The sequence below is a fragment of the Jeotgalibacillus salarius genome, from assembly GCF_004405125.1.
GTDB classification, from domain to species: Bacteria; Bacillota; Bacilli; order Bacillales; family Jeotgalibacillaceae; genus Jeotgalibacillus; species Jeotgalibacillus salarius.
Genome location: NZ_SORX01000003.1, coordinates 143,952 through 161,977 on the forward strand (window position 1 = coordinate 143,952; position 18,026 = coordinate 161,977).

Here is an 18,026-nt window from a genome sequence, read left to right on the forward strand (position 1 = left end):
GATAAAGGACGTGACATAATGTTAAAAAAGCTAACGAATATGTTTTCTCCCGGCAAAGGAAAAGTTGATTTAGTATTAGATCAAAACATTCTGATACCGGGTTCTAAAATAACAGGAACATTCTATTTACAGGGACCGAAGAAAAAGAAAAAAGTTTCCCGCCTGGAATGCGATCTGATGGCATTTGACCCGAAAAACATGAATGAAAAACCCGTGGAAATCGCAACTACCATCTATATGTCAAAGGAAATCGACGAAAACTTTTTAAGAGAAATCCCTTTTTCTTATACAATACCGGAGCACTTAAAAGATAAAAGTAACCAGTGCCGCTATCGTTTCAGAACAAAATTGATTTTTGAAGATCAGGTTCAATATATTGACCATGATGAACTGAGAGCAGAATCATAGAAAAAAAAAGAGGCTGAGACATAAAAAAATGTCTCAGCCTTTTCTATAACCGGTTCACTGCGCTCCAGGCGGATGCTTTCTGCGAGGACCGTTATTTGGTCCTATACGAAAGCCTCCTCAGGCTTCACCTTGCGGGGTCTCAGCTGTCACGCTTTTCACGCTGGAGTCATCGCCTTTCGCTCCGTTCACCTCTAATTTAATCTATGAAACATCCAAATACTTCTGATTTTATCATTTCGTCTCAGTCTGTTTTTAATATACAGGTGATTCTGTTAACTGGATTCTTTCAGGGCACGTATATACGTTGAAGGAGTTCCCTCTGACAAACCCTACTGTTGTCATATTCAGCTCTTCAGCAAGGTCAAGTGCCCTTTCTGTTGGCGCTGATTTTGAGATGACAATTTCACAGCCGATCTTAGCCACTTTCAATAAAATCTCCGAAGACATTCTGCCACTGAAAACAATGACTTTACCCTTAACTGATATTTGATTACGCAGACAGTGTCCATAAATTTTATCAAGCGCATTGTGACGCCCGATATCCATGCGGGTCAGTAACAGTTCATCTTCTGTACATAACGCTGCATTATGGACGCCGCCAGTCTCTTTGAATGTCTGTGCGGACTGCTGAAGCTTTTCCATCAGCCGGAAGCACTGATCAGGTTTTAATTTTATGTTCTGTTCAGTCATTTTTTTCGCCGTCATTGCGTCACTGGCAAACACAAACCCCTGACGGCTTCCCCCGCAGCATGACGTGATATATCGTTTATTCTGGAGTGCATCATAAAGTGGGTTAATCTGATTTGCGGTCACATGAATAAATCCTGATTTATGATCCAATCTGATTGAAGAAATGTCTTCCGGCGAGCGGATCACACCTTCTGAAGCCAGATAACCGACGGCCAGATCCTCCATATACTCCGGAGAACATACGACTGTTACAAATTCTTCACCGTTCAGCTTAATTGTCAGAACCTGCTCAGTCACAATTGAATCTTCAATCCAATCAGATTCTCCATCATGCACTCTCAATATCTTTCTTTTTTTAATGGAATCAGCGCTCACTTCGCACACTCCCTTTTTTGTAAGAAAAAGTCCGGGCTTGGAAGCCCGGACTTACACCTTTAGCTTGCCGCTTCTGCCGGTGCGGCATTTTCCTGACGGATTTTCTTAATATTAACACGGATCAGCAGAGAAACAATTAATGCAACAACAAATGCGCCTGTGAAAATGTACATCGTCAGTGCATAACTGTTTGTTGCTTCTTCAATACGCGTTACAACACTCGGTCCAACAAGACCGGCTGCTGCCCACGCAGTTAAGATATAACCATGAATTGCGCCAAGCTGCTTTGTACCGAAAAGGTCTCCGATGAAAGCTGGAATTGATGCGAAACCTCCACCATAGCATGACAGGATGACGAAAATTAAAATTTGGAAAACCAATGCGTTGGTTACATTTGGTAATAATACAAATGCTGCAATTTGAATGACAAAAAATGCTGTATATGTGTTTGGACGGCCAATGTAATCTGATGCTGAAGCCCAGCCGAGACGACCCAGTCCATTGAATACACCCATAATTCCTACCATGACAGCTGCTGCACCTGCAGTCATTCCTGCGATGGACTGCGCCATTGGTGATGCCACTGAAATAATGGCAATACCACAAGTAACATTGATGAATAACATAATCCAAAGCGCCCAGAAGCGGACAGTTTTAACAGCTTCATTCGCTGTTAATTGAGCAAGATCGCCCGTTTTATTATTTTCCTGCTTTTCTTTCTTTTCTTCCTGCGTCATGCCTTTAGGCACATAATCTGCAGGCGGCTTTTCGAGATAAAGAGAAGAACTGAACATGAGAACAAAATAAATTGCACCCAATAGATAGAATGTACCTGAAATACCGATATTATTAATCAATGCTTCCATCACTGGGCTGGCAATCATTGACGCAAAACCAAAGCCCATGATCGCAAGACCAGTAGCCAAACCGCGGCGGTCAGGGAACCATTTAACAAGTGTAGACACCGGTGTGATATAACCGATTCCAAGGCCAATTCCACCTAATACGCCATAAAAAAAATAAAGTAAGTATAAGTTCCCAATTCCATCTGCAAAACCTGAACCAATCATTCCCAGCCCGAAACTGATGGCTGCGATCATACCTGATTTTCTCGGACCGTGTTTTTCCACGAAATGCCCCATGAAAGCTGCTGAAAGTCCTAAAAACAAGATTGCAATACTAAAAATAAGTGCGATTTCACTTGCTGCCCATCCATGTTTTTCATTTAATGGGTTAGAAAATACGCTCCAAGAATAAACCGATCCGATTGATATATGAATTCCTACCGCTGCTGCAGCAATTAGCCAGCGGTTTTTAAGCTTTTTTTCAGCCATTGTTGTTCCCCCTTAAAATTTGAGGATGATTGTTCAACCTCTTTAATCGTTGCACTACGCTTCAGGCGGAAGCTTTCCGGACGTGGACCGTTTTTTGGTCCCATAAGAGCCTCCTCGGCTTTCGCCTGCGGGGTCTCAGCTGTCCCGCTAATCGTCCCGAAGTCACCGCCTTCCGCTCCGTTACACTCTGATGGATCTTAAGAAAAGTATTTTTTGAAAGTATTAAAGATTTAGCTCAAGCTTTATTAATATTACTTTTTCTTTAACAGATACGATAATGGAATTGCTGCAAGGGCAATTCCTGCCGGCAGAAGCCAGTTACTTTTACTGGAGGAATCAGAATTCCCTTTTACAGGGTTAGACTGACTGTTCAGTTGATGATATTCATTTGTGAAGATATCACCGTTCCAGTTTTCTTCTGTTTCACTTTGCTGAGATTTCTGATCTTCAGACTTTTGAGTTGTTCGTTCATAATCATCCTGTTTCACACCGAGCCCTTTGAGAAAAGCAGCACCTACTGCCATGGCACGCTTAACTTCCGGATCATTCAGGGAACGCAGGAGCGTGAAATACCCCTCCTGCTCCTGTTTTTCATCCAGCTCTGCAACTCGGGCAATTCCGGCATTTACTTTTAAAATCAGTGGTTCAAGCTGCTGAACGTTCAGCGTGCCCAGTGTCCCAACCATGAGGAGCAGGTTTTTAAGACTGTTTGTTGTCTCTTCTGAATCAAGCGTTTTGACAATGACATCCATCACTTTATCGCCTTCTGCAAAAAGCGACGTTCCCATATCAAGCACACCTCTTTTTTGCATGTGCTCAATCATGTCAAAAATCTCATGGATGGCTTCTTTATTTTCAAGCAATCGCGTTTTTATTTCTTCCAAATCACGCTGACGAATTTCTTCCTCACTGATTTCCATACGGTGAATCACTTTTGTCGCTTTAGCCACGCTTAGACGCCTCCTTTCGAAGTTTCACAAGGTCACCTGGGAATACGTAGTCTTTACGCGCCCATTTTTTATCGACTCTGACGCCAAGCTGCGGCTGAGGATTTCCGTTACGGTGATTCGTTCTTGGAATTGGTCTTTCACCTTTTGGCTTAAGCACATCCATTTTCGCACTGATTTCTTTATAAGCTGGCGTATCGGTATCTTTATCAGCTTGAGAACTGGTCAGGTAGTTTATCGCACCTTCACCATTATCGTTCATCGGCAGATACACTTCTTTACCTTTTACGCGGTCAGTCACTAGACATTCTACTTTTACAACACCATATGGAGAAGTCAATCTGACCAGTGTGCCATCTTCAAGTCCTCTATCCTTAGCAAGCTCTTCAGAAACTTCAAGGAATACATTTGGTGTTTTAGAAGAGATCCCCTCAGATTTATAAGTCATATTCCCTTCATGGAAATGTTCCAGTAGACGTCCATTATTGACGTGAATATCATATTCTTCGTCAAATTGAAGCGGCATAGTCCAGTCAACCGGGAATAGTCTTGCTTTTCCATCCGGGAATGGGAAGTCTTCCAGGAATAGAAGTGGTGAATCTGTACCATCAGCTGCAACCGGCCACTGAAGGCTCTTATATCCTTCAAGTCGTTCATATGTTACACCTGCGTACAGTGGTGAAAGCGATGCAGCTTCTTCCATGATTTCGCTTGGGTGTGTATAGTTCCAATCAGCGCCAAGACGACTTGCAAGATCCTGAATAATTTCCCAGTCAGGTCGTGAGTCACCAAGTGGTTCCAATGCCTGATACAGACGCTGTATACGTCTTTCCGTATTTGTGAATGTGCCATCCTTTTCAAGACTCGGGCTTGCAGGAAGTACAACATCAGCAAACTCAGCAGTCTTAGAAAGGAAAATATCCTGTACAACGAAAAAGTCGAGTTTTTCAAATGCTTCGTGTACATAATTGATATTTGAATCAACAATTCCCATATCTTCACCCTTCAGATACATCATCTTCAGGTTGCCGTCATGGATTGCATCAATCATTTCGTGGTTGTTCAAACCAGTCTCAGCAGGAATCGTAGTATTCCAGGCTTTTTCATATTTTGCTCTGACTTCATCATCAGCCACTTTTTCATAGCCGGGGAAACGGTCTGGCATACTGCCAAAGTCACTCGCGCCCTGTACGTTGTTGTGGCCGCGCAGCGGATAGCTTCCTGCGCCAGGCTTACCGTAGTTGCCTGTAATCAGCAGCAGATTGGAAATTGCAGTACTTGTATCACTGCCTCCTGAGTGCTGCGTTACGCCCATCGCCCAAAGAACAGATGTTGTTTTTGCATTATGCACTTCTTCTGCAATCTGAATCAGTGTCTCTTTTGAAAGACCGGTTGCTTCTGATGCGTAGTCCAGTGTAAATTTCTCCAGACTGTCTACATATTCCTGAAGCCCGTTCACACGGTTATTCAGGAAAGTTTCATCCGCCCAGCCCTGATCAACAATATATTTCGTAACTGCTGACAGCCAGACGAGGTCAGAACCCGGCTTAGGCTGGAAGAACAGATCTGCTCTTTCTGCCATTTCATGCTTTCTGATATCTGAAACGAGCAGACGCTGACCGTGAAGCTTATGTGCACGCTTGACGCGTGTCGCGAGTACCGGATGAGATTCAGAAGTGTTTGAACCAACAATCAGGACCAGTCCTGCCTGTGCAATATCAGTAATAGAACCGGAGTCACCACCGTGACCGACTGTTCTGAAAAGTCCCATTGTAGCTGGTGTCTGGCAGTATCGTGAACAATTATCCACGTTATTTGTACCAATTACACCTCGTGCCAGTTTCTGCATCACATATGATTCTTCGTTTGTACATTTAGAAGAGCTGATAAAGGCCATTGAATCTGCACCACTGTTTTGTTTGTGCTCTTTCATTTTTGAAGCAACAAGATTAAGTGCTTCATCCCAGCTTGCTTCTCTGAAAGCATCGCCTTCACGGATTAAAGGCTTTGTAATTCTGGATTCGCTGTTCACGAAATCCCAGCCGAATTTTCCTTTAACACAAGTAGAGATACCGTTAGCAGGTGCATCAACTGAAGGCTCAACTTTAAGAATTTTGCGATCCTTCGTCCAGATGTCAAAGCTGCAGCCGACACCACAGTATGTGCAGACTGTTTTCGTCTTCTCAATACGGTCATCACGCATCGCTGATTCAGCATCAGAAATGGCAAGAATTGAACCGTATCCAGTTTCAACATTTTTTGTAATTTCGATCATTGGACGAAGTGTATTTTTCGCAAGTCCCGTAAGGAATCCTGCTTCGCCTTCCATCCCTTTTTCCATCATGGCGTTACATGGGCAGACTGTTGAACAGTGACCGCATGATACACATGAAGATTCATTAATTTTAGAATCTTTATCCCAGATGACGCGGGGCTTTTTCAGTGTCCAGTCGATTGTCAGTGTTTCAGTTACCTGCACATCCTGACATGCTTCGACACATCGTCCGCATAAAATACACTGATCCGGGTCATAACGGTAAAACGGATTTGAATCGTCCACTTCATAAGGCTTTTCTTCAAACGGCATACTTTGATGATTCACTTTCATGTCCTTGACGGTATTATGTATTTCGCACGTGCCGTTGTTGTAATCACATACTGTACAATAAAGCTCATGATTTCTCAGGATCCGATCCATCCCGACTACCTGGGCTTCCTTTACGTCCTCAGAGACTCCATCAATTGCGTCTCCTTGTTTTAACTGTGTAGAACATGAGCGGACAAACTCCCCATTCACCTTCACGATACAAGTATCACACGTCTCAATTGCTCCGAGACTCGGGTGATAACAGACTGAAGGTACTTCGGTCTGGTGATCCTCTAATGCCTGCATAGCAGACAAATGTTCATCAATCACAGCCGGCTTGCCATTAATCGTTACATTAATTTGACCTGACACACTGATCTCTCCCCCGTAATTTATTCTGCTGACACACAGCTTTACCAAAATTATTCAGTTTTCGCACCTGCTCATAAATACCCTGATAAATGTTTCGTAAAACTATATTCTTTAAAAAAAGACAAATTTCCGACAAATTTTTATTTTAGGCTGCAGGTTTGGTAGTGATTGGAACTATTCTAGGAATGGATTGCTACCACTTCCTCACATGATTGCTACCGGCGCGGCGGGGATTGCTACCACTTCCTCACGTGGTTGCTACCAATGTGGTGATGATCACTACCACTCAGTCATAAATCACTGCCTCCACCCCTCAAACCAAAAGAAAAACCTGCAGATCCCGATTATCTGCAGGTTAACCAATTAATCTTTGTTCAATTCTCGTATCACGTGTCCAAGCTCCGGCAAAATGAGTTTTTCCATCGCAAGATTCACAGCACCAGTTGAGCCCGGCGTTGAAAAGACAGCCGTTTTCCCGGTGACACCTGCGACAGCACGCGACATCATTGCTGCTGAGCCGATATCTTCTGTGTAACTTAAAAACCGGAAAAGTTCACCAAAACCGGGGATCTCTTTTTCAAACAGCGGCGTAACAGCTTCAATGGTTACATCTCTCGGTGCTAGACCGGTTCCTCCATTGATTAGCACTGCCTGAATTCCGTCATCCATCAGGCCATCTTTAACGGCGCGCTGAATCAGAATCACTTCATCGGTCACAATTTCATATGCAGCAACCTCGTGCCCTGATGCCTGAAGCAGTTCTTTCATCCGCTTTCCGCTTTTATCCGTTTCTTCATTACGTGTATCACTGACTGTAATGACTTTGCAGACAACACAATCAGGCGCCTGTTTTTTATGTTCCTCATGCACTCTGCTTCAGCTCCTTAGCCACCGATATAAGACATTTCAATCTTAGGACGGTTTTTCGCTGTTTCTTCTGTTCTTTCATCGGAATAACGATCTTTCCTTACCCGCCAGATTGAAGATACCGCCTCAACCAGTTCGCTGTGATTTTTCGTCTGGACCGCTTCTTTCAAGTCATATCCTTCAGTTGCAAACAGGCAAGTATACATCTTCCCGTCTGCTGACAGCCTTGCACGCGTACAGGTTGAGCAGAATGAATCTGATACAGATGAGATGACACCAACTTCAGTGTCAGTCCCTTTATAAATATAGCGGTCAGCTACTTCACCGAAATAATGCGGATCAGCAGGTGCCACTTCGAATTCTTCATTCAGCATTTCAATGATCTCTTTTTTCGTCACAACAGATGACATCTTCCATCCGTTTGTACTTCCGACATCCATAAATTCAATAAACCTCAGCATGATGCCGCGTTCCTTGAAATATCGTGCCATCGGAAGGATCTGATCATCATTTACATCTTTTTGCACGACCATATTAATTTTCACTTCAAGTCCTGCTTCAAGTGCTGCATCTATCCCTTTGATGACAGGTCTGGTGCTGACATTTCTGCCGTTCATTTTCTTAAATACCTCTTCTTCAATCGCGTCCATACTGATGTTGACACGTTGAAGGCCTGCAGCTTTCAGTTTTTCCGCCTGTTTCGGCAGCATCATCGCATTGGTCGTCAGTGCGATATCTTTAATTCCTGGAATCGCTGATAATTTCTCTATTAATTCGTGGATGTCTTTCCTGAGAAGAGGTTCTCCTCCTGTCAGCCTGACTTTTTCCACGCCCATTTCACTCATGGCAGTGACAAGTTTTTCAATTTCATCAAAAGTCAGGTACTGCTCTTTTGGCATGAAAGCAAAATCCGGTCCGAATATTTCTGCCGGCATGCAGTATCCACATCGGAAGTTACATTGGTCAGTAACTGATATTCGAATGTCATGTAGCGGCCGCTGGTAAAAATCTTTAATCGGTTCCATCCATTGTCCTCCTCTGTGCGTTACGTGTTAATTGCTCGTATGCCTGTTGATCATTTATATTACTAAAGGCTTCTTCACTGATTCCGAGATCAGTATGCGAAACTTCCCGCCATTTTATATGGTCAAAAAAACTTCTCATGCGGTAATTCCCACTTTCTAGATACTCTTCAATGACTGGCAAACAGCTTAGTGAATAAATAGCTGAGAGCGGTTGAAGCTTCCCGTGAACAGAAGGGATCAGCGCCTGGATATCGTGACTATTTTTAAAAAGAAGCTGCAGTTTCTCTGCATCCTCTTGTTCAAATAATGGCATATCACACGGTAATGTCATGATCGCATCACCGTCAGTCTGCTTCATCAGCGCATACAATCCACCAAGAGGTCCGCATGATTGATAAGGTGCTAAATCCGTCACGAGTCTGCCCTTAAAATCCGTGAAATCCATCAGCTGATCTTCTCTGACTGATAAAACCACTTCATCGCAGGTTTTCAGTGCGCTCACTGCTTTTTCATAAAAGCGGCTGCCTTGCCATGAGGCGAATGCTTTTGGGCGTCCAAATCGTCGTGACGCACCGCCAGCCATTACAGCGCCTGTTATCATCATCCCCCGCTCACCGGCGGAATCAGCGCAACCGTATCATATTCAGTTACCTGATCATCCGGAAAAGCATACTCTTCATTAATCGCAACTAAAACAGAGTCAGTCTGAATATGATATTTTTCCTGTACTTCCTGAAGCAATTCTTTTACTGACATTTCTTTGCGGTCAATATGGATATGATTGCCGCCTGCCTGTTCCTTTAAATGGGCAAAGCAGTTCACTTTAATCATCTGATTTCCTCCTTGTCAGGAATACCGGCACTCTTTTCAAGCTGATCACCGATCCACTCTTCTCCGTCTTCCCATTTTTCTTTTTTCCAAATCGGCACAATTTGCTTAATCCGCTCAATTGCATATTCATTTGCCTCATAAGCATCTTTTCTATGCGGCGTTGATACGGCAATGACAACGGCAATATCTGAGATACCAAGTTTTCCGGTTCTGTGAGAAATTGCAGTGACCGCTTCCGGCCAGCGCTCTTTTATCTCATCTCCAATTCTCGTAAGCTGCTTTTCAGCCATTGAGGCATAGGCTTCATATGTTAAATAAAGTGTACGCTTACCTTTTGTGAATTCTCTTACCGTCCCTGTAAAAGTGACCACTGCACCAGCTTCAGGACGCACTACTTTCTTTGATATCTCTTCTATAGAGAGTGGCTCAGATGTGACTTCAAACATGCCTTAAGCCTCCTTTATCCATTTTAAAAACCAGGTTTTATATGATTCCGGATCGTTAAATTTAAATACCGGCAGTTTCGTATGAATGTCCGGTACTGCTGATATGACAGCTTTTATATTACTTGCTTCGAGCAACGTTATATCTTCTTCACGACGCACTACTGCAACCTTACTGTAATGCTCCTTTTTATAACCTTCTACAAGGATAACATGAAGGGGGAGGGTCCTGTAAAAAGTGAGCAGTTTCTCTAAATCTGCCAAACCGGATTCCGATTCAACGACAAACGCTCCATCTCCTTCAACCGTACTGATTGCAGCACCTGACTGAAAATGAAGACTGCTGTCTTTTGAGGAATTGGCATACTCAGGGGTGCCCCCATGTCCATGGTGTTTAATTGTTCCGGCTCTCAAGCCTGCCTCTGAAGCAGCCCTCAGTAAATGATGCATAACAGTTGTTTTACCGCTGTTTTGATAACCGATGACTTGCAGCACAGGCATTACTACCATGACCATTCGCTGCCTTCAGTCGTTTCAAGCAGTGCGACTTTTACCTGATCACCTGCTGTAAATCCTCTTGTTCCACCAGGCAGTACGATGAAACAATTCGTCGCGGCCAGCGAACTGACCGCACTGGATTTGTTGAAGCCTGACGGACTCGCCTCCAGTCTGCCATTTTGAATAGAGAACGTCCCTCTGACAAAACGGGTGAATGGATTCGGCTTCGTAAAGTCGGCACCGAGTACTGCATCTTCCAATGGCAAATGAGGCTTCGGATTGCCCATCATCCGTTGAATCACAGGGCGCGTAAACAGTTCAAAGCCGACATAGCATGCAGACGGATTACCTGAAAGTCCGAATAAGAACTTCCCGTTTTTATGCGCCACTGTTGTTACGCTGCCTGGACGCATCGCCACTTTATTGAACAGCACTTCCGCTTCAAGTCTCTGATAGACTTCTGGTAGAAAATCAAAGTCACCGACTGACACACCGCCCGTGGTAATTAATATATCTACTTCTTCCATCGCCTGTTTCACAGATTCATAGCATGCCTCAAGATCGTCTGACAGTTTTCCGAGCATTTTCACTTCTGCTCCGGCTCTTTTTATCTGCGAAGCCGCCATCAGCGCATTGCTGTTTCTGATCTTACCCGGCTCAAGCGGTTCGTTCACTTCTAAAAGTTCGGAGCCTGTTGCCAGTACCCCTACTACCGGTTTTGATGCGACCTTTATGTATTCATAGCCAAAAGTAGCGAGGAGCGCAACTGTCCCGGGATTTATCATTTCTCCCTTTTGTACAAGCACAGTTCCTTCTTTCGCGTCTTCCCCTTTAAATGATATATTATCTCCTTTATTAAACGCACGCTTAATTCTCATGATGCCCTTTTCTGGTTCAGAAGTCAGTTCCAGCATCACAACCGCATCACACTCCGCAGGCATCATTGCCCCCGTCATAATACGGGCTGCTTCATGTTCTCCAACCGGAACAGATTGAACAGATCCTGCACCGATCGTTTCTGTCACCCTCAAATCAATCGGATTTTCTCTTGAAGCCGTTTTAGTATCTGCAGAACGCACTGCAAAGCCGTCATATGGCGAGCGATCAAATGGCGGTACCGGATGGGTTGCGACCAGATCTTCCGCAAGCCTCCTGCCCAGTGACTCCTCAATATGTATGCTTTCACTTTTAAATGGAATCTCTTTTAACATCACACGCTGAACTGCTTCGGCGACTGTGATTGGTTTACGTTGTTCAAGCATTTGATGCACTCCTTTCTTCTCGTGCTACAATAAGTTTAATCAAATAGATGAGGTGATTGTTATGTCAGATTTAACACATTTTAATGAACAGGGACGTGCAAGGATGGTAGATATATCTGAAAAACAGGATACGGTCAGAATGGCTGTTGCGCATTCAAGTATCGTGGTGAATGAAGAAATCTATCGCCACATTAAAGAAGGAACATCAAAAAAAGGCGACGTACTGGCCGTTGCACAGGTAGCCGGAATTATGGCCGCTAAACAAACGTCCACAATTATTCCGATGTGCCATCCGCTTTCACTAAGTGGAATCGACCTTTCATTTGAATGGGATGTATCTTCCCGATACGAACTGAAGATTTCAGCTTCAGTGAAAACAAAAGGCAATACCGGCGTCGAGATGGAGGCACTAACTGCGGCTTCCGTCTGCGCACTTACAATCTATGATATGTGCAAAGCTTCTGATAAAGGCATGGTGATAGGCCCAACCTTCCTCGCTGAAAAAACAGGCGGGAAGAACGGTGATTATCAGCGCGTCCAAAGTCCTGAAATGAATCTTTAACGCATCTTATTTAATTATAATGAAAATCAGACTCACCGTCAGAATCAACGCAGCGCCTCCGGCAAACGGCAGGCCTGCTTCTGACTGATTAAACTTTGACGGTTTAAATGATTTGAGCATGCAACATAAACTAACTATGACTACCTGTTAATATTCCCTAATTTGAATGTTGAAAACTAAGTTCCTGTCTACAATGAACAAAGTTTGTGGTTTAAAAAACGTCTTCTCCCTTAGTATTTCCACATAGGGAGAAGACGTTTCTTCCGTTTCAATTAAATACTCTATGGTAAACCTTTTTCGCTTCTGTCTTATCACTCGTACCGTGTATCAGCACTCTGCCATCTTTAAAGATGACCATTCTGTAAGGATCAAAGGTAATGCTGATTAAAAATTGGTTATATTGCACGGGCAGTCCCTGAGTTGAGAAAATTGTATGTAAATCGCCAAGGTCCACTGTTTTTTTCTCAGCCGGTCTAATTTGAACTGTATCTCGTCCGCACAGGACAGCAGTTTTCATCGCAGACTCCATTGTTAAGTATGGGTAAGTAGGCTGTTCGCCACACGATGGACAGTCAGTTTTTTTCATCCTTGAAACACCAATTGCCTGGTAATCATTCTGCCAGACGTCAAATGTGACAAGTTTTCCGCTGAGTGCATCAGCATTCCCGGAAAGAATTTTCAATGCATCCGCGGTCTGATGAGCTGTGACCATCATAACTGCAGGGCTGATAATACCTGCTGTGTCGCACGTTTGACCATTGGGAGGAGTTGCTTCCCACAGACAGTTAAAGCAAGGCGTAACTTCAGGCACAACAGTAAAACTCATGCCGGTACTGCCCACACACGCACCATAAATCCATGGCAATTTCAGTTTTTGAGCAACATCATTAATCACGAACCTTGTTTCAAAATTATCGGTTGCATCTATCATCAAATGACTTTTATTAGCATATTTCAGCAAATCTTCGTAGGTGATATCAGCTACAATTGCCTGAATTTCCACATAGCTATTTACCTGCTCCAGGCGATATTTAGCTGCAATCGCTTTTGGTATTTTTTTTCGTGCGTCTTCTTCACTATATAAAGACTGACGCTGTAAATTGCTCCATTCAACATAATCCCGGTCAATAATCGTAATTTTCCCCACACCTGCTCTTGCAAGCGATTCTGACGCACCTGTTCCGAGCGCACCAGCGCCGATTATCAGTACGTGTTTTTCACTGAGTGCTTCCTGACCGTGCGCTCCGATTGGCTTGAAAAGCTCCTGACGTGAATATCGATCCTGCTGCAACTGATCCGCCCCCTTTTAAAATAGTTTTTTATAAAGATAGCAGTTATTACAAGTCATCACAAGGTTACGGCTTGAGAATTCATACAATTCTTTTATTTAATCACCTCTGCTAAAGATGGATCATGCTCAGCATTCGCTTCCTTACGCTCTGATGATCCACTGTTCAGAAACAACGGTCTTTGAAAAAGATTTTAAAATATGCACTGTTATCTCCTGTTATGTTTTAATTTTCCCAGAAAGGGAAACCCTCTACTAGAACAATATGAAAATTTCACAGGAGGTTTTATCATGGATATCGAAAACAAAGTAGAAAAAGAAGCACGTCAGGCCGACCCTGAAAAGAAAGAAGAAATTCTGCAAAGCTTTGATCGCTTTAAAGATTACTTAGGTGATCAGGTATCAAAAGGTGAAAAACTTGGACTTGGCGAAGAAGCACTTGCTAAAGGTGCTGAGAGAGTCGGAGATTACCTGGCTAAAAATGAAGAACCCCGCAACCGTGAAGAAAAGCTTCTTCAGGAACTATGGAAGCTTGGCGATAAAGAGCAGCGTCACCAAATGGCTCATCTGCTTGTGAGACTTGCACAATCGACAAACTAATCAAGAATTCCTGCCTCCGCACATGTGCGGAGGCTTTTTTGTGCTGGTGTAGTGCTGTATTCCGTTTGGCAGTGGGCGTTCAATTAATGATCAAGATGATTCAATTAAATTAGGCGGTGTATCAAATAACACAAGTTCTGATACAAAAATCTTCCGACCGGCACTCTTCCGTTTAATAAATCATTCGGATGAACCAATTAATCAGAACGGTGATACATATATCGCCCGGGATGATTCAATTACCTGACTACGCTCCCCGATCATCAAAAAACATTACTTTGTAAATTTAATGTTAAGATCCACACCGTTCCCTTCACAACTGATCACACCCCTGTTAAAATCTTAATATCGAATTCCGATATCGAAAATCGATTACAGCAAAGGAGATATGCGTATGGATGACAAAATACTGCGGAAACTGTTTCTTGGATTTATACAGATTCATATTCTTCATCACGCTTCAGAGCATTCGATTTACGGAGCATGGATGACTGAAGAGCTTCGTGAACACGGCTATCGAATTAGCGCAGGCACACTCTATCCTATTCTTCATTCAATGGAAGCAGACGGACTTCTGCTAAAAGAGGAACGGAAAGTCGAAGGTCATATCCGAAAATACTATACGGCTACTGCCCGCGGTGAAGAAGTGTTGAAGGAAGCGCGCAGTAAAGCATATGAATTGTTTAAGGAAATAAAGGATTAAGAAGGGAGATTCAAATGAAAAAACAAGGATCATTACTTGAAATTTTACTTGTTTCACTCCGTCTCGGATTAACTTCGTTTGGTGGACCTATCGCTCACCTCGGTTATTTCAGAGATGAATATATTCAGAGAAGGAAATGGATGACTGATAAGACCTACGCTGACCTTGTTGCTCTCAGTCAATTCCTGCCGGGGCCTGCAAGCTCTCAGGTCGGAATCGGAATTGGCGTCATGCGTGGCGGATTACTTGGAGGACTCGTTTCTTTTATCGGCTTCACAATGCCTTCAGTGATTGTACTGATTATTTTTGCAATGATTGTATCAAGCTTTGATGTTTCAGACACAGGATGGCTGCAAGGGCTCAAAATTGTCGCTGTGGCAGTCGTAGCACACGCTATCATGGGAATGGCAAAGAACCTGACGCCAGACCTTCAGCGCAAAGCTATGGCTTTACTCGCCCTTTCTGTTACGCTACTTTGGCAAACCACCATCAGTCAGGTAGTTGTGATTGTCATCGCAGGGATTGCAGGCTTCTTTTTGTTTAAAGGAGATACGTCTGCTCAGAATCCTGAGTTTAAGTTCCCTGTTTCAAAAAAGTTGGGAGCGACATTTTTAGCGCTCTTCTTTGCATTACTTGCCATTCTCCCTATTGCCCGGGAAATAACGACAGCAAACTGGATTGCAATGTTCGACAGCTTTTACCGTTCAGGTTCACTCGTATTTGGCGGAGGACACGTAGTACTTCCCTTACTCGAGCGTGAATTCGTTCCAACCGGATGGCTGACTGAGGAACAATTCCTTGCGGGTTATGGTGCAGCACAGGCAGTTCCGGGACCGTTATTCACATTTGCTGCTTATATTGGTGCAGTGATTGGCGGATGGCAGGGCGGACTGCTGGCGACTGCCGCCATCTTCCTTCCTGCATTTCTGCTGATTCTGGGTGCACTCCCATTTTGGAATGCCCTGAGAACAAATCCAAAGATGAAGGCTGCTTTTATGGGTGTAAATGCTGCAGTAGTCGGCATTCTAATCTCAGCTTTCTACTTCCCGATCTGGACAAGCTCCATCTTAGAACCAATCCACTTCGTACTGGCTGCTTTCCTGTTTAGTATCCTTGTTTTCTGGAAGCTGCCGCCTTGGGTTGTAGTGCTGACTGGTGCGGTTGCAGGGTTGTTGTTTTTATAGAATGAATGTGCACTTTGGGGACGGAGGTGAGAGTGTCATGAAATGACACTCTCACCTCCGTCCCCAAAGTGCACGCCCGTTAAAAAACAAAAAAGGGAATCGCCATCGGCGGTTCCCTTTTAACACTCAATTATTTGTCACGGCCTAGATCGCCAGGAATATCTCCCTGTGGTGATGCGTCTACTGTGTTTTGGCTTTTTTTGTTCAGCTGTACGACTGAATCGTCAGATGAGTTTGATGAGCCTGTAGAAGTAGAGACGCCCTCTTTTACTTCAGATCCGGCATCGGCAACCTGGCTGCCAATTCCTTTTGCGTCTTCAGTCGCTTCTTTAGCTGAATCAGCAATTTCAGAAGCGCTCTCACGGATTGCTTCAACCTGAGGGACAACATCTTCATTTACTTTCTCATAAAGTGACTGTGCTTCACTCATTGCATTTTTCAAAGTCGATACTGCTGATTGGAAACGTCCTGAAAGATCGTTTTTAAATTCTCCCGGGTTGTCTTTTACATTGCGTACGAAACCGCTTGTAGAAGAACCTACATTTTTGCTTCCTGTTTTCACCTGGTCTCTCGTATTGCTGTCAAGAAGAGCAATAGCTCCACCAACTGCTGCACCGACAAGCACACCCATAAGTAATTTGCTGTTCCCATCATTTTTAGCGTTATAGTTTTGCGCCATGATTAATAGCCTCCTGTAATATGTTGTATATATAGAAGTCTACCCTTCACCCACGCGATTAAACCTTCAGACTGATTCTTTCAGTCTGGCCATTGCGAGCCAAACCCCCATCGGAGTCCTGCTTATTCCAACGCCCACATAGCCTGACGCCATGAAATCTTTTTGTCTGTCAGTTTTATCTGTTCTTACAAAAATATAAGAATCTTTGTCTACAAAAATCTTTTGTTTCAGCGGTTTATAAAAAATATAGCGCGGCATATTCCCATATTTGTCCTTCACGTCCACTACGACCATTTCCTGCTTAAATTTGTCTCTCATACTTGGCAGATTAGCAGGGGAAACAGTGCAGCAGACATGTTCAAAATACGTGTTTGTAAACTTCAGTTCCTGCATGATCACTTTAGCCATGGTTTGCTGAAGTCCATTCCCGCGGTATTCAGGGGCAACAAGAGAAATTTCCTGATGTACAACCCGCATCTGCTCATCATAGGAAAGTCCGAGATCCCGGCCCAGGTTTTCTTCATCGTCTCCCGGGAAAAGAAGTGCACGCGCAGCAATCAGCTGATCTTCTGCATAAACGCCAAGCAAAATGCCTCCGTCTCCCAGCACATATTGGATTTCTTCATCTGTCAGTGGCTGTAGAGAGGTTTGATCCTCAAGCTGTGTAGCAATTCTATGCTGAAAAGAATTAAATTCGTCAAATTGATTTTCTGTCATTTGTCTGATGATATATTGCACTTTAGTGCCGTCTGGCTTTCTGACAGCTTCTCCTTGATATAGCTCCATAAATTGATCTCCTTTACGTTCCATCTGAATTCATTGATAATTAATGTTAGTTTAACACGTTAAAATCAAAGGTGTGAAAGATTTGAAAATCATTGTCATATCAGATACTCATATGCCGCGAATGGCTAAAGCGATTCCACCCCGGCTTACAGAAGAATTAAAGACTGCTGAACTGATTATCCATGCAGGCGACTTCAACACGGTGGACGTTGTTAAGGAGTTGGAGCAGTATGCCCCTGTTAAAGGTGTATACGGTAATGCAGACGAATTAGCAATACGTGGGATGTATCCCGAAAAAACGATTATTGAAGCAGGATCCTTCAGAATCGGTGTCACACATGGTCACGGAAAAGGGAAGACGACTGAAAAAAGAGCAATGGATTTGTTTCAGACAGAGGAGATTGATCTGCTGATATACGGCCATTCGCACATCCCTTCTTTTAAAACAATTGATGGTCTTCAACTATTAAATCCAGGCTCCCCAACAGATAAAAGACGTCAAAAACAATTTTCTTTTGTCATATTGACGGTTGAAGAGGCATTAAATGTGGAATTTGTTTATTATGACAGCAAAATATAGGAGGA

At 43.6% G+C, this 18,026-nt stretch carries 20 protein-coding genes and 1 pseudogene; 6 read left to right on the top strand and 15 right to left on the bottom strand.

Features of this window, described 5'->3' with window-relative positions; genetic code table 11:
* Positions 1-18: 18 nt before the first annotated feature.
* Positions 19-408, top strand: a complete 390-nt coding sequence (locus tag E2626_RS05890) for a sporulation protein (protein ID WP_134380791.1) — start codon at positions 19-21, stop codon at positions 406-408.
* Between the two features lie 252 nt (positions 409-660).
* On the opposite strand, the gene fdhD is transcribed toward E2626_RS05890, so the two are convergent.
* From fdhD to E2626_RS05945, 12 genes and pseudogenes are all read right to left on the bottom strand, one after another.
* Complete coding sequence (gene fdhD / locus E2626_RS05895; RefSeq protein ID WP_134380793.1) at positions 661-1,473, bottom strand: formate dehydrogenase accessory sulfurtransferase FdhD; 813 nt, start codon at positions 1,471-1,473, stop codon at positions 661-663.
* Between the two features lie 59 nt (positions 1,474-1,532).
* Positions 1,533-2,807 carry an L-lactate MFS transporter gene (locus tag E2626_RS05900; protein WP_134380795.1) on the bottom strand — a complete coding sequence of 425 codons (1,275 nt, stop codon included), beginning with the start codon at positions 2,805-2,807 and terminating at the stop codon, positions 1,533-1,535.
* Positions 2,774-2,911, bottom strand: coding sequence for a hypothetical protein (locus E2626_RS17180; protein ID WP_166786752.1), 138 nt, complete (start codon positions 2,909-2,911; stop codon positions 2,774-2,776). Before E2626_RS17180 ends, E2626_RS05900 begins: the two co-directional genes overlap by 34 nt.
* A gap of 309 nt (positions 2,912-3,220) precedes the next feature.
* Positions 3,221-3,757, bottom strand: a pseudogene (locus E2626_RS05905) (helical membrane plugin domain-containing protein); the annotation flags it as partial.
* The gene (fdhF, locus tag E2626_RS05910; protein ID WP_134380799.1) at positions 3,750-6,713 is read right to left on the bottom strand and encodes a formate dehydrogenase subunit alpha; all 2,964 of its coding nucleotides are present in this window, start codon (positions 6,711-6,713) and stop codon (positions 3,750-3,752) included. The gene fdhF and the pseudogene E2626_RS05905, both read right to left, overlap by 8 nt.
* A gap of 363 nt (positions 6,714-7,076) precedes the next feature.
* A complete protein-coding gene (locus E2626_RS05915; protein WP_134380801.1) occupies positions 7,077-7,583 on the bottom strand; it encodes a MogA/MoaB family molybdenum cofactor biosynthesis protein in 507 nt (168 codons plus the stop codon).
* 14 nt (positions 7,584-7,597) lie between these two features.
* Positions 7,598-8,605, bottom strand: a complete 1,008-nt coding sequence (gene moaA / locus E2626_RS05920; protein WP_134380803.1) for a GTP 3',8-cyclase MoaA — start codon at positions 8,603-8,605, stop codon at positions 7,598-7,600.
* Positions 8,592-9,209 (bottom strand): molybdenum cofactor guanylyltransferase, encoded by a 618-nt coding sequence (mobA, locus tag E2626_RS05925; RefSeq protein WP_134380805.1) that lies wholly within the window; start codon positions 9,207-9,209, stop codon positions 8,592-8,594. The genes moaA and mobA overlap by 14 nt, the downstream gene beginning before the upstream one ends.
* On the bottom strand, positions 9,206-9,436 hold the full coding sequence (locus E2626_RS05930; RefSeq protein ID WP_134380807.1) for a MoaD/ThiS family protein: 231 nt from the start codon (positions 9,434-9,436) through the stop codon (positions 9,206-9,208). Before E2626_RS05930 ends, mobA begins: the two co-directional genes overlap by 4 nt.
* The gene (locus tag E2626_RS05935) at positions 9,433-9,882 is read right to left on the bottom strand and encodes a molybdenum cofactor biosynthesis protein MoaE (RefSeq protein WP_134380809.1); all 450 of its coding nucleotides are present in this window, start codon (positions 9,880-9,882) and stop codon (positions 9,433-9,435) included. The genes E2626_RS05930 and E2626_RS05935 overlap by 4 nt, the downstream gene beginning before the upstream one ends.
* 3 nt (positions 9,883-9,885) lie before the next feature.
* The gene (mobB, locus tag E2626_RS05940) at positions 9,886-10,395 is read right to left on the bottom strand and encodes a molybdopterin-guanine dinucleotide biosynthesis protein B (protein WP_134380811.1); all 510 of its coding nucleotides are present in this window, start codon (positions 10,393-10,395) and stop codon (positions 9,886-9,888) included.
* On the bottom strand, positions 10,383-11,639 hold the full coding sequence (locus E2626_RS05945) for a molybdopterin molybdotransferase MoeA (protein WP_134380813.1): 1,257 nt from the start codon (positions 11,637-11,639) through the stop codon (positions 10,383-10,385). Before E2626_RS05945 ends, mobB begins: the two co-directional genes overlap by 13 nt.
* Positions 11,640-11,700: 61 nt before the next feature.
* Between E2626_RS05945 and moaC the strand changes: the two genes are divergently transcribed.
* Positions 11,701-12,201: a cyclic pyranopterin monophosphate synthase MoaC gene (gene moaC, locus E2626_RS05950; RefSeq protein WP_134380815.1), complete on the top strand. Its 501-nt coding sequence runs from the start codon at positions 11,701-11,703 to the stop codon at positions 12,199-12,201.
* Between the two features lie 268 nt (positions 12,202-12,469).
* On the opposite strand, the gene E2626_RS05955 is transcribed toward moaC, so the two are convergent.
* Entirely contained in the window at positions 12,470-13,492 is a 1,023-nt protein-coding gene (locus E2626_RS05955) for a ThiF family adenylyltransferase (protein ID WP_134380817.1), read from the bottom strand.
* Between the two features lie 288 nt (positions 13,493-13,780).
* On the opposite strand from E2626_RS05955, the gene E2626_RS05960 reads away from it, so the two are divergent.
* The 3 genes from E2626_RS05960 to chrA all read left to right on the top strand — a co-directional run bounded on the left by E2626_RS05960 (position 13,781) and on the right by chrA (position 15,976).
* Entirely contained in the window at positions 13,781-14,089 is a 309-nt protein-coding gene (locus E2626_RS05960) for a DUF3243 domain-containing protein (protein ID WP_134380819.1), read from the top strand.
* A gap of 394 nt (positions 14,090-14,483) precedes the next feature.
* Complete coding sequence (locus E2626_RS05965; protein WP_134380821.1) at positions 14,484-14,792, top strand: PadR family transcriptional regulator; 309 nt, start codon at positions 14,484-14,486, stop codon at positions 14,790-14,792.
* A 14-nt stretch (positions 14,793-14,806) separates the two neighbouring features.
* Complete coding sequence (chrA, locus tag E2626_RS05970) at positions 14,807-15,976, top strand: chromate efflux transporter (protein ID WP_134380823.1); 1,170 nt, start codon at positions 14,807-14,809, stop codon at positions 15,974-15,976.
* Between the two features lie 130 nt (positions 15,977-16,106).
* On the opposite strand, the gene E2626_RS05975 is transcribed toward chrA, so the two are convergent.
* Positions 16,107-16,655, bottom strand: a complete 549-nt coding sequence (locus E2626_RS05975; RefSeq protein ID WP_208528127.1) for a YtxH domain-containing protein — start codon at positions 16,653-16,655, stop codon at positions 16,107-16,109.
* A 66-nt stretch (positions 16,656-16,721) separates the two neighbouring features.
* A complete protein-coding gene (locus tag E2626_RS05980; RefSeq protein ID WP_134380825.1) occupies positions 16,722-17,441 on the bottom strand; it encodes a GNAT family N-acetyltransferase in 720 nt (239 codons plus the stop codon).
* 73 nt (positions 17,442-17,514) lie between these two features.
* Here E2626_RS05980 and E2626_RS05985 point away from each other — a divergent pair, with 73 nt between their 5' ends.
* Positions 17,515-18,021, top strand: coding sequence for a metallophosphoesterase family protein (locus tag E2626_RS05985; RefSeq protein WP_341785730.1), 507 nt, complete (start codon positions 17,515-17,517; stop codon positions 18,019-18,021).
* Positions 18,022-18,026 lie beyond the last annotated feature (5 nt).

What these genes read in the sequence shown, in the direction of transcription:
- E2626_RS05890 (WP_134380791.1), top strand. Translation starts at nt 19, where the DNA reads ATGTTAAAAAAGCTAACGAATATGTTTTCTCCCGGCAAAGGAAAAGTT.
- E2626_RS05900 (WP_134380795.1), bottom strand. Translation starts at nt 2,807, where the DNA reads ATGGCTGAAAAAAAGCTTAAAAACCGCTGGCTAATTGCTGCAGCAGCG.
- E2626_RS17180 (WP_166786752.1), bottom strand. Translation starts at nt 2,911, where the DNA reads ATGGGACCAAAAAACGGTCCACGTCCGGAAAGCTTCCGCCTGAAGCGT.
- moaA (WP_134380803.1), bottom strand. Translation starts at nt 8,605, where the DNA reads ATGGAACCGATTAAAGATTTTTACCAGCGGCCGCTACATGACATTCGA.
- mobA (WP_134380805.1), bottom strand. Translation starts at nt 9,209, where the DNA reads ATGATGATAACAGGCGCTGTAATGGCTGGCGGTGCGTCACGACGATTT.
- E2626_RS05930 (WP_134380807.1), bottom strand. Translation starts at nt 9,436, where the DNA reads ATGATTAAAGTGAACTGCTTTGCCCATTTAAAGGAACAGGCAGGCGGC.
- E2626_RS05935 (WP_134380809.1), bottom strand. Translation starts at nt 9,882, where the DNA reads ATGTTTGAAGTCACATCTGAGCCACTCTCTATAGAAGAGATATCAAAG.
- mobB (WP_134380811.1), bottom strand. Translation starts at nt 10,395, where the DNA reads ATGGTCATGGTAGTAATGCCTGTGCTGCAAGTCATCGGTTATCAAAAC.
- E2626_RS05945 (WP_134380813.1), bottom strand. Translation starts at nt 11,639, where the DNA reads ATGCTTGAACAACGTAAACCAATCACAGTCGCCGAAGCAGTTCAGCGT.
- moaC (WP_134380815.1), top strand. Translation starts at nt 11,701, where the DNA reads ATGTCAGATTTAACACATTTTAATGAACAGGGACGTGCAAGGATGGTA.
- E2626_RS05960 (WP_134380819.1), top strand. Translation starts at nt 13,781, where the DNA reads ATGGATATCGAAAACAAAGTAGAAAAAGAAGCACGTCAGGCCGACCCT.
- E2626_RS05965 (WP_134380821.1), top strand. Translation starts at nt 14,484, where the DNA reads ATGGATGACAAAATACTGCGGAAACTGTTTCTTGGATTTATACAGATT.
- chrA (WP_134380823.1), top strand. Translation starts at nt 14,807, where the DNA reads ATGAAAAAACAAGGATCATTACTTGAAATTTTACTTGTTTCACTCCGT.
- E2626_RS05975 (WP_208528127.1), bottom strand. Translation starts at nt 16,655, where the DNA reads ATGGCGCAAAACTATAACGCTAAAAATGATGGGAACAGCAAATTACTT.
- E2626_RS05980 (WP_134380825.1), bottom strand. Translation starts at nt 17,441, where the DNA reads ATGGAGCTATATCAAGGAGAAGCTGTCAGAAAGCCAGACGGCACTAAA.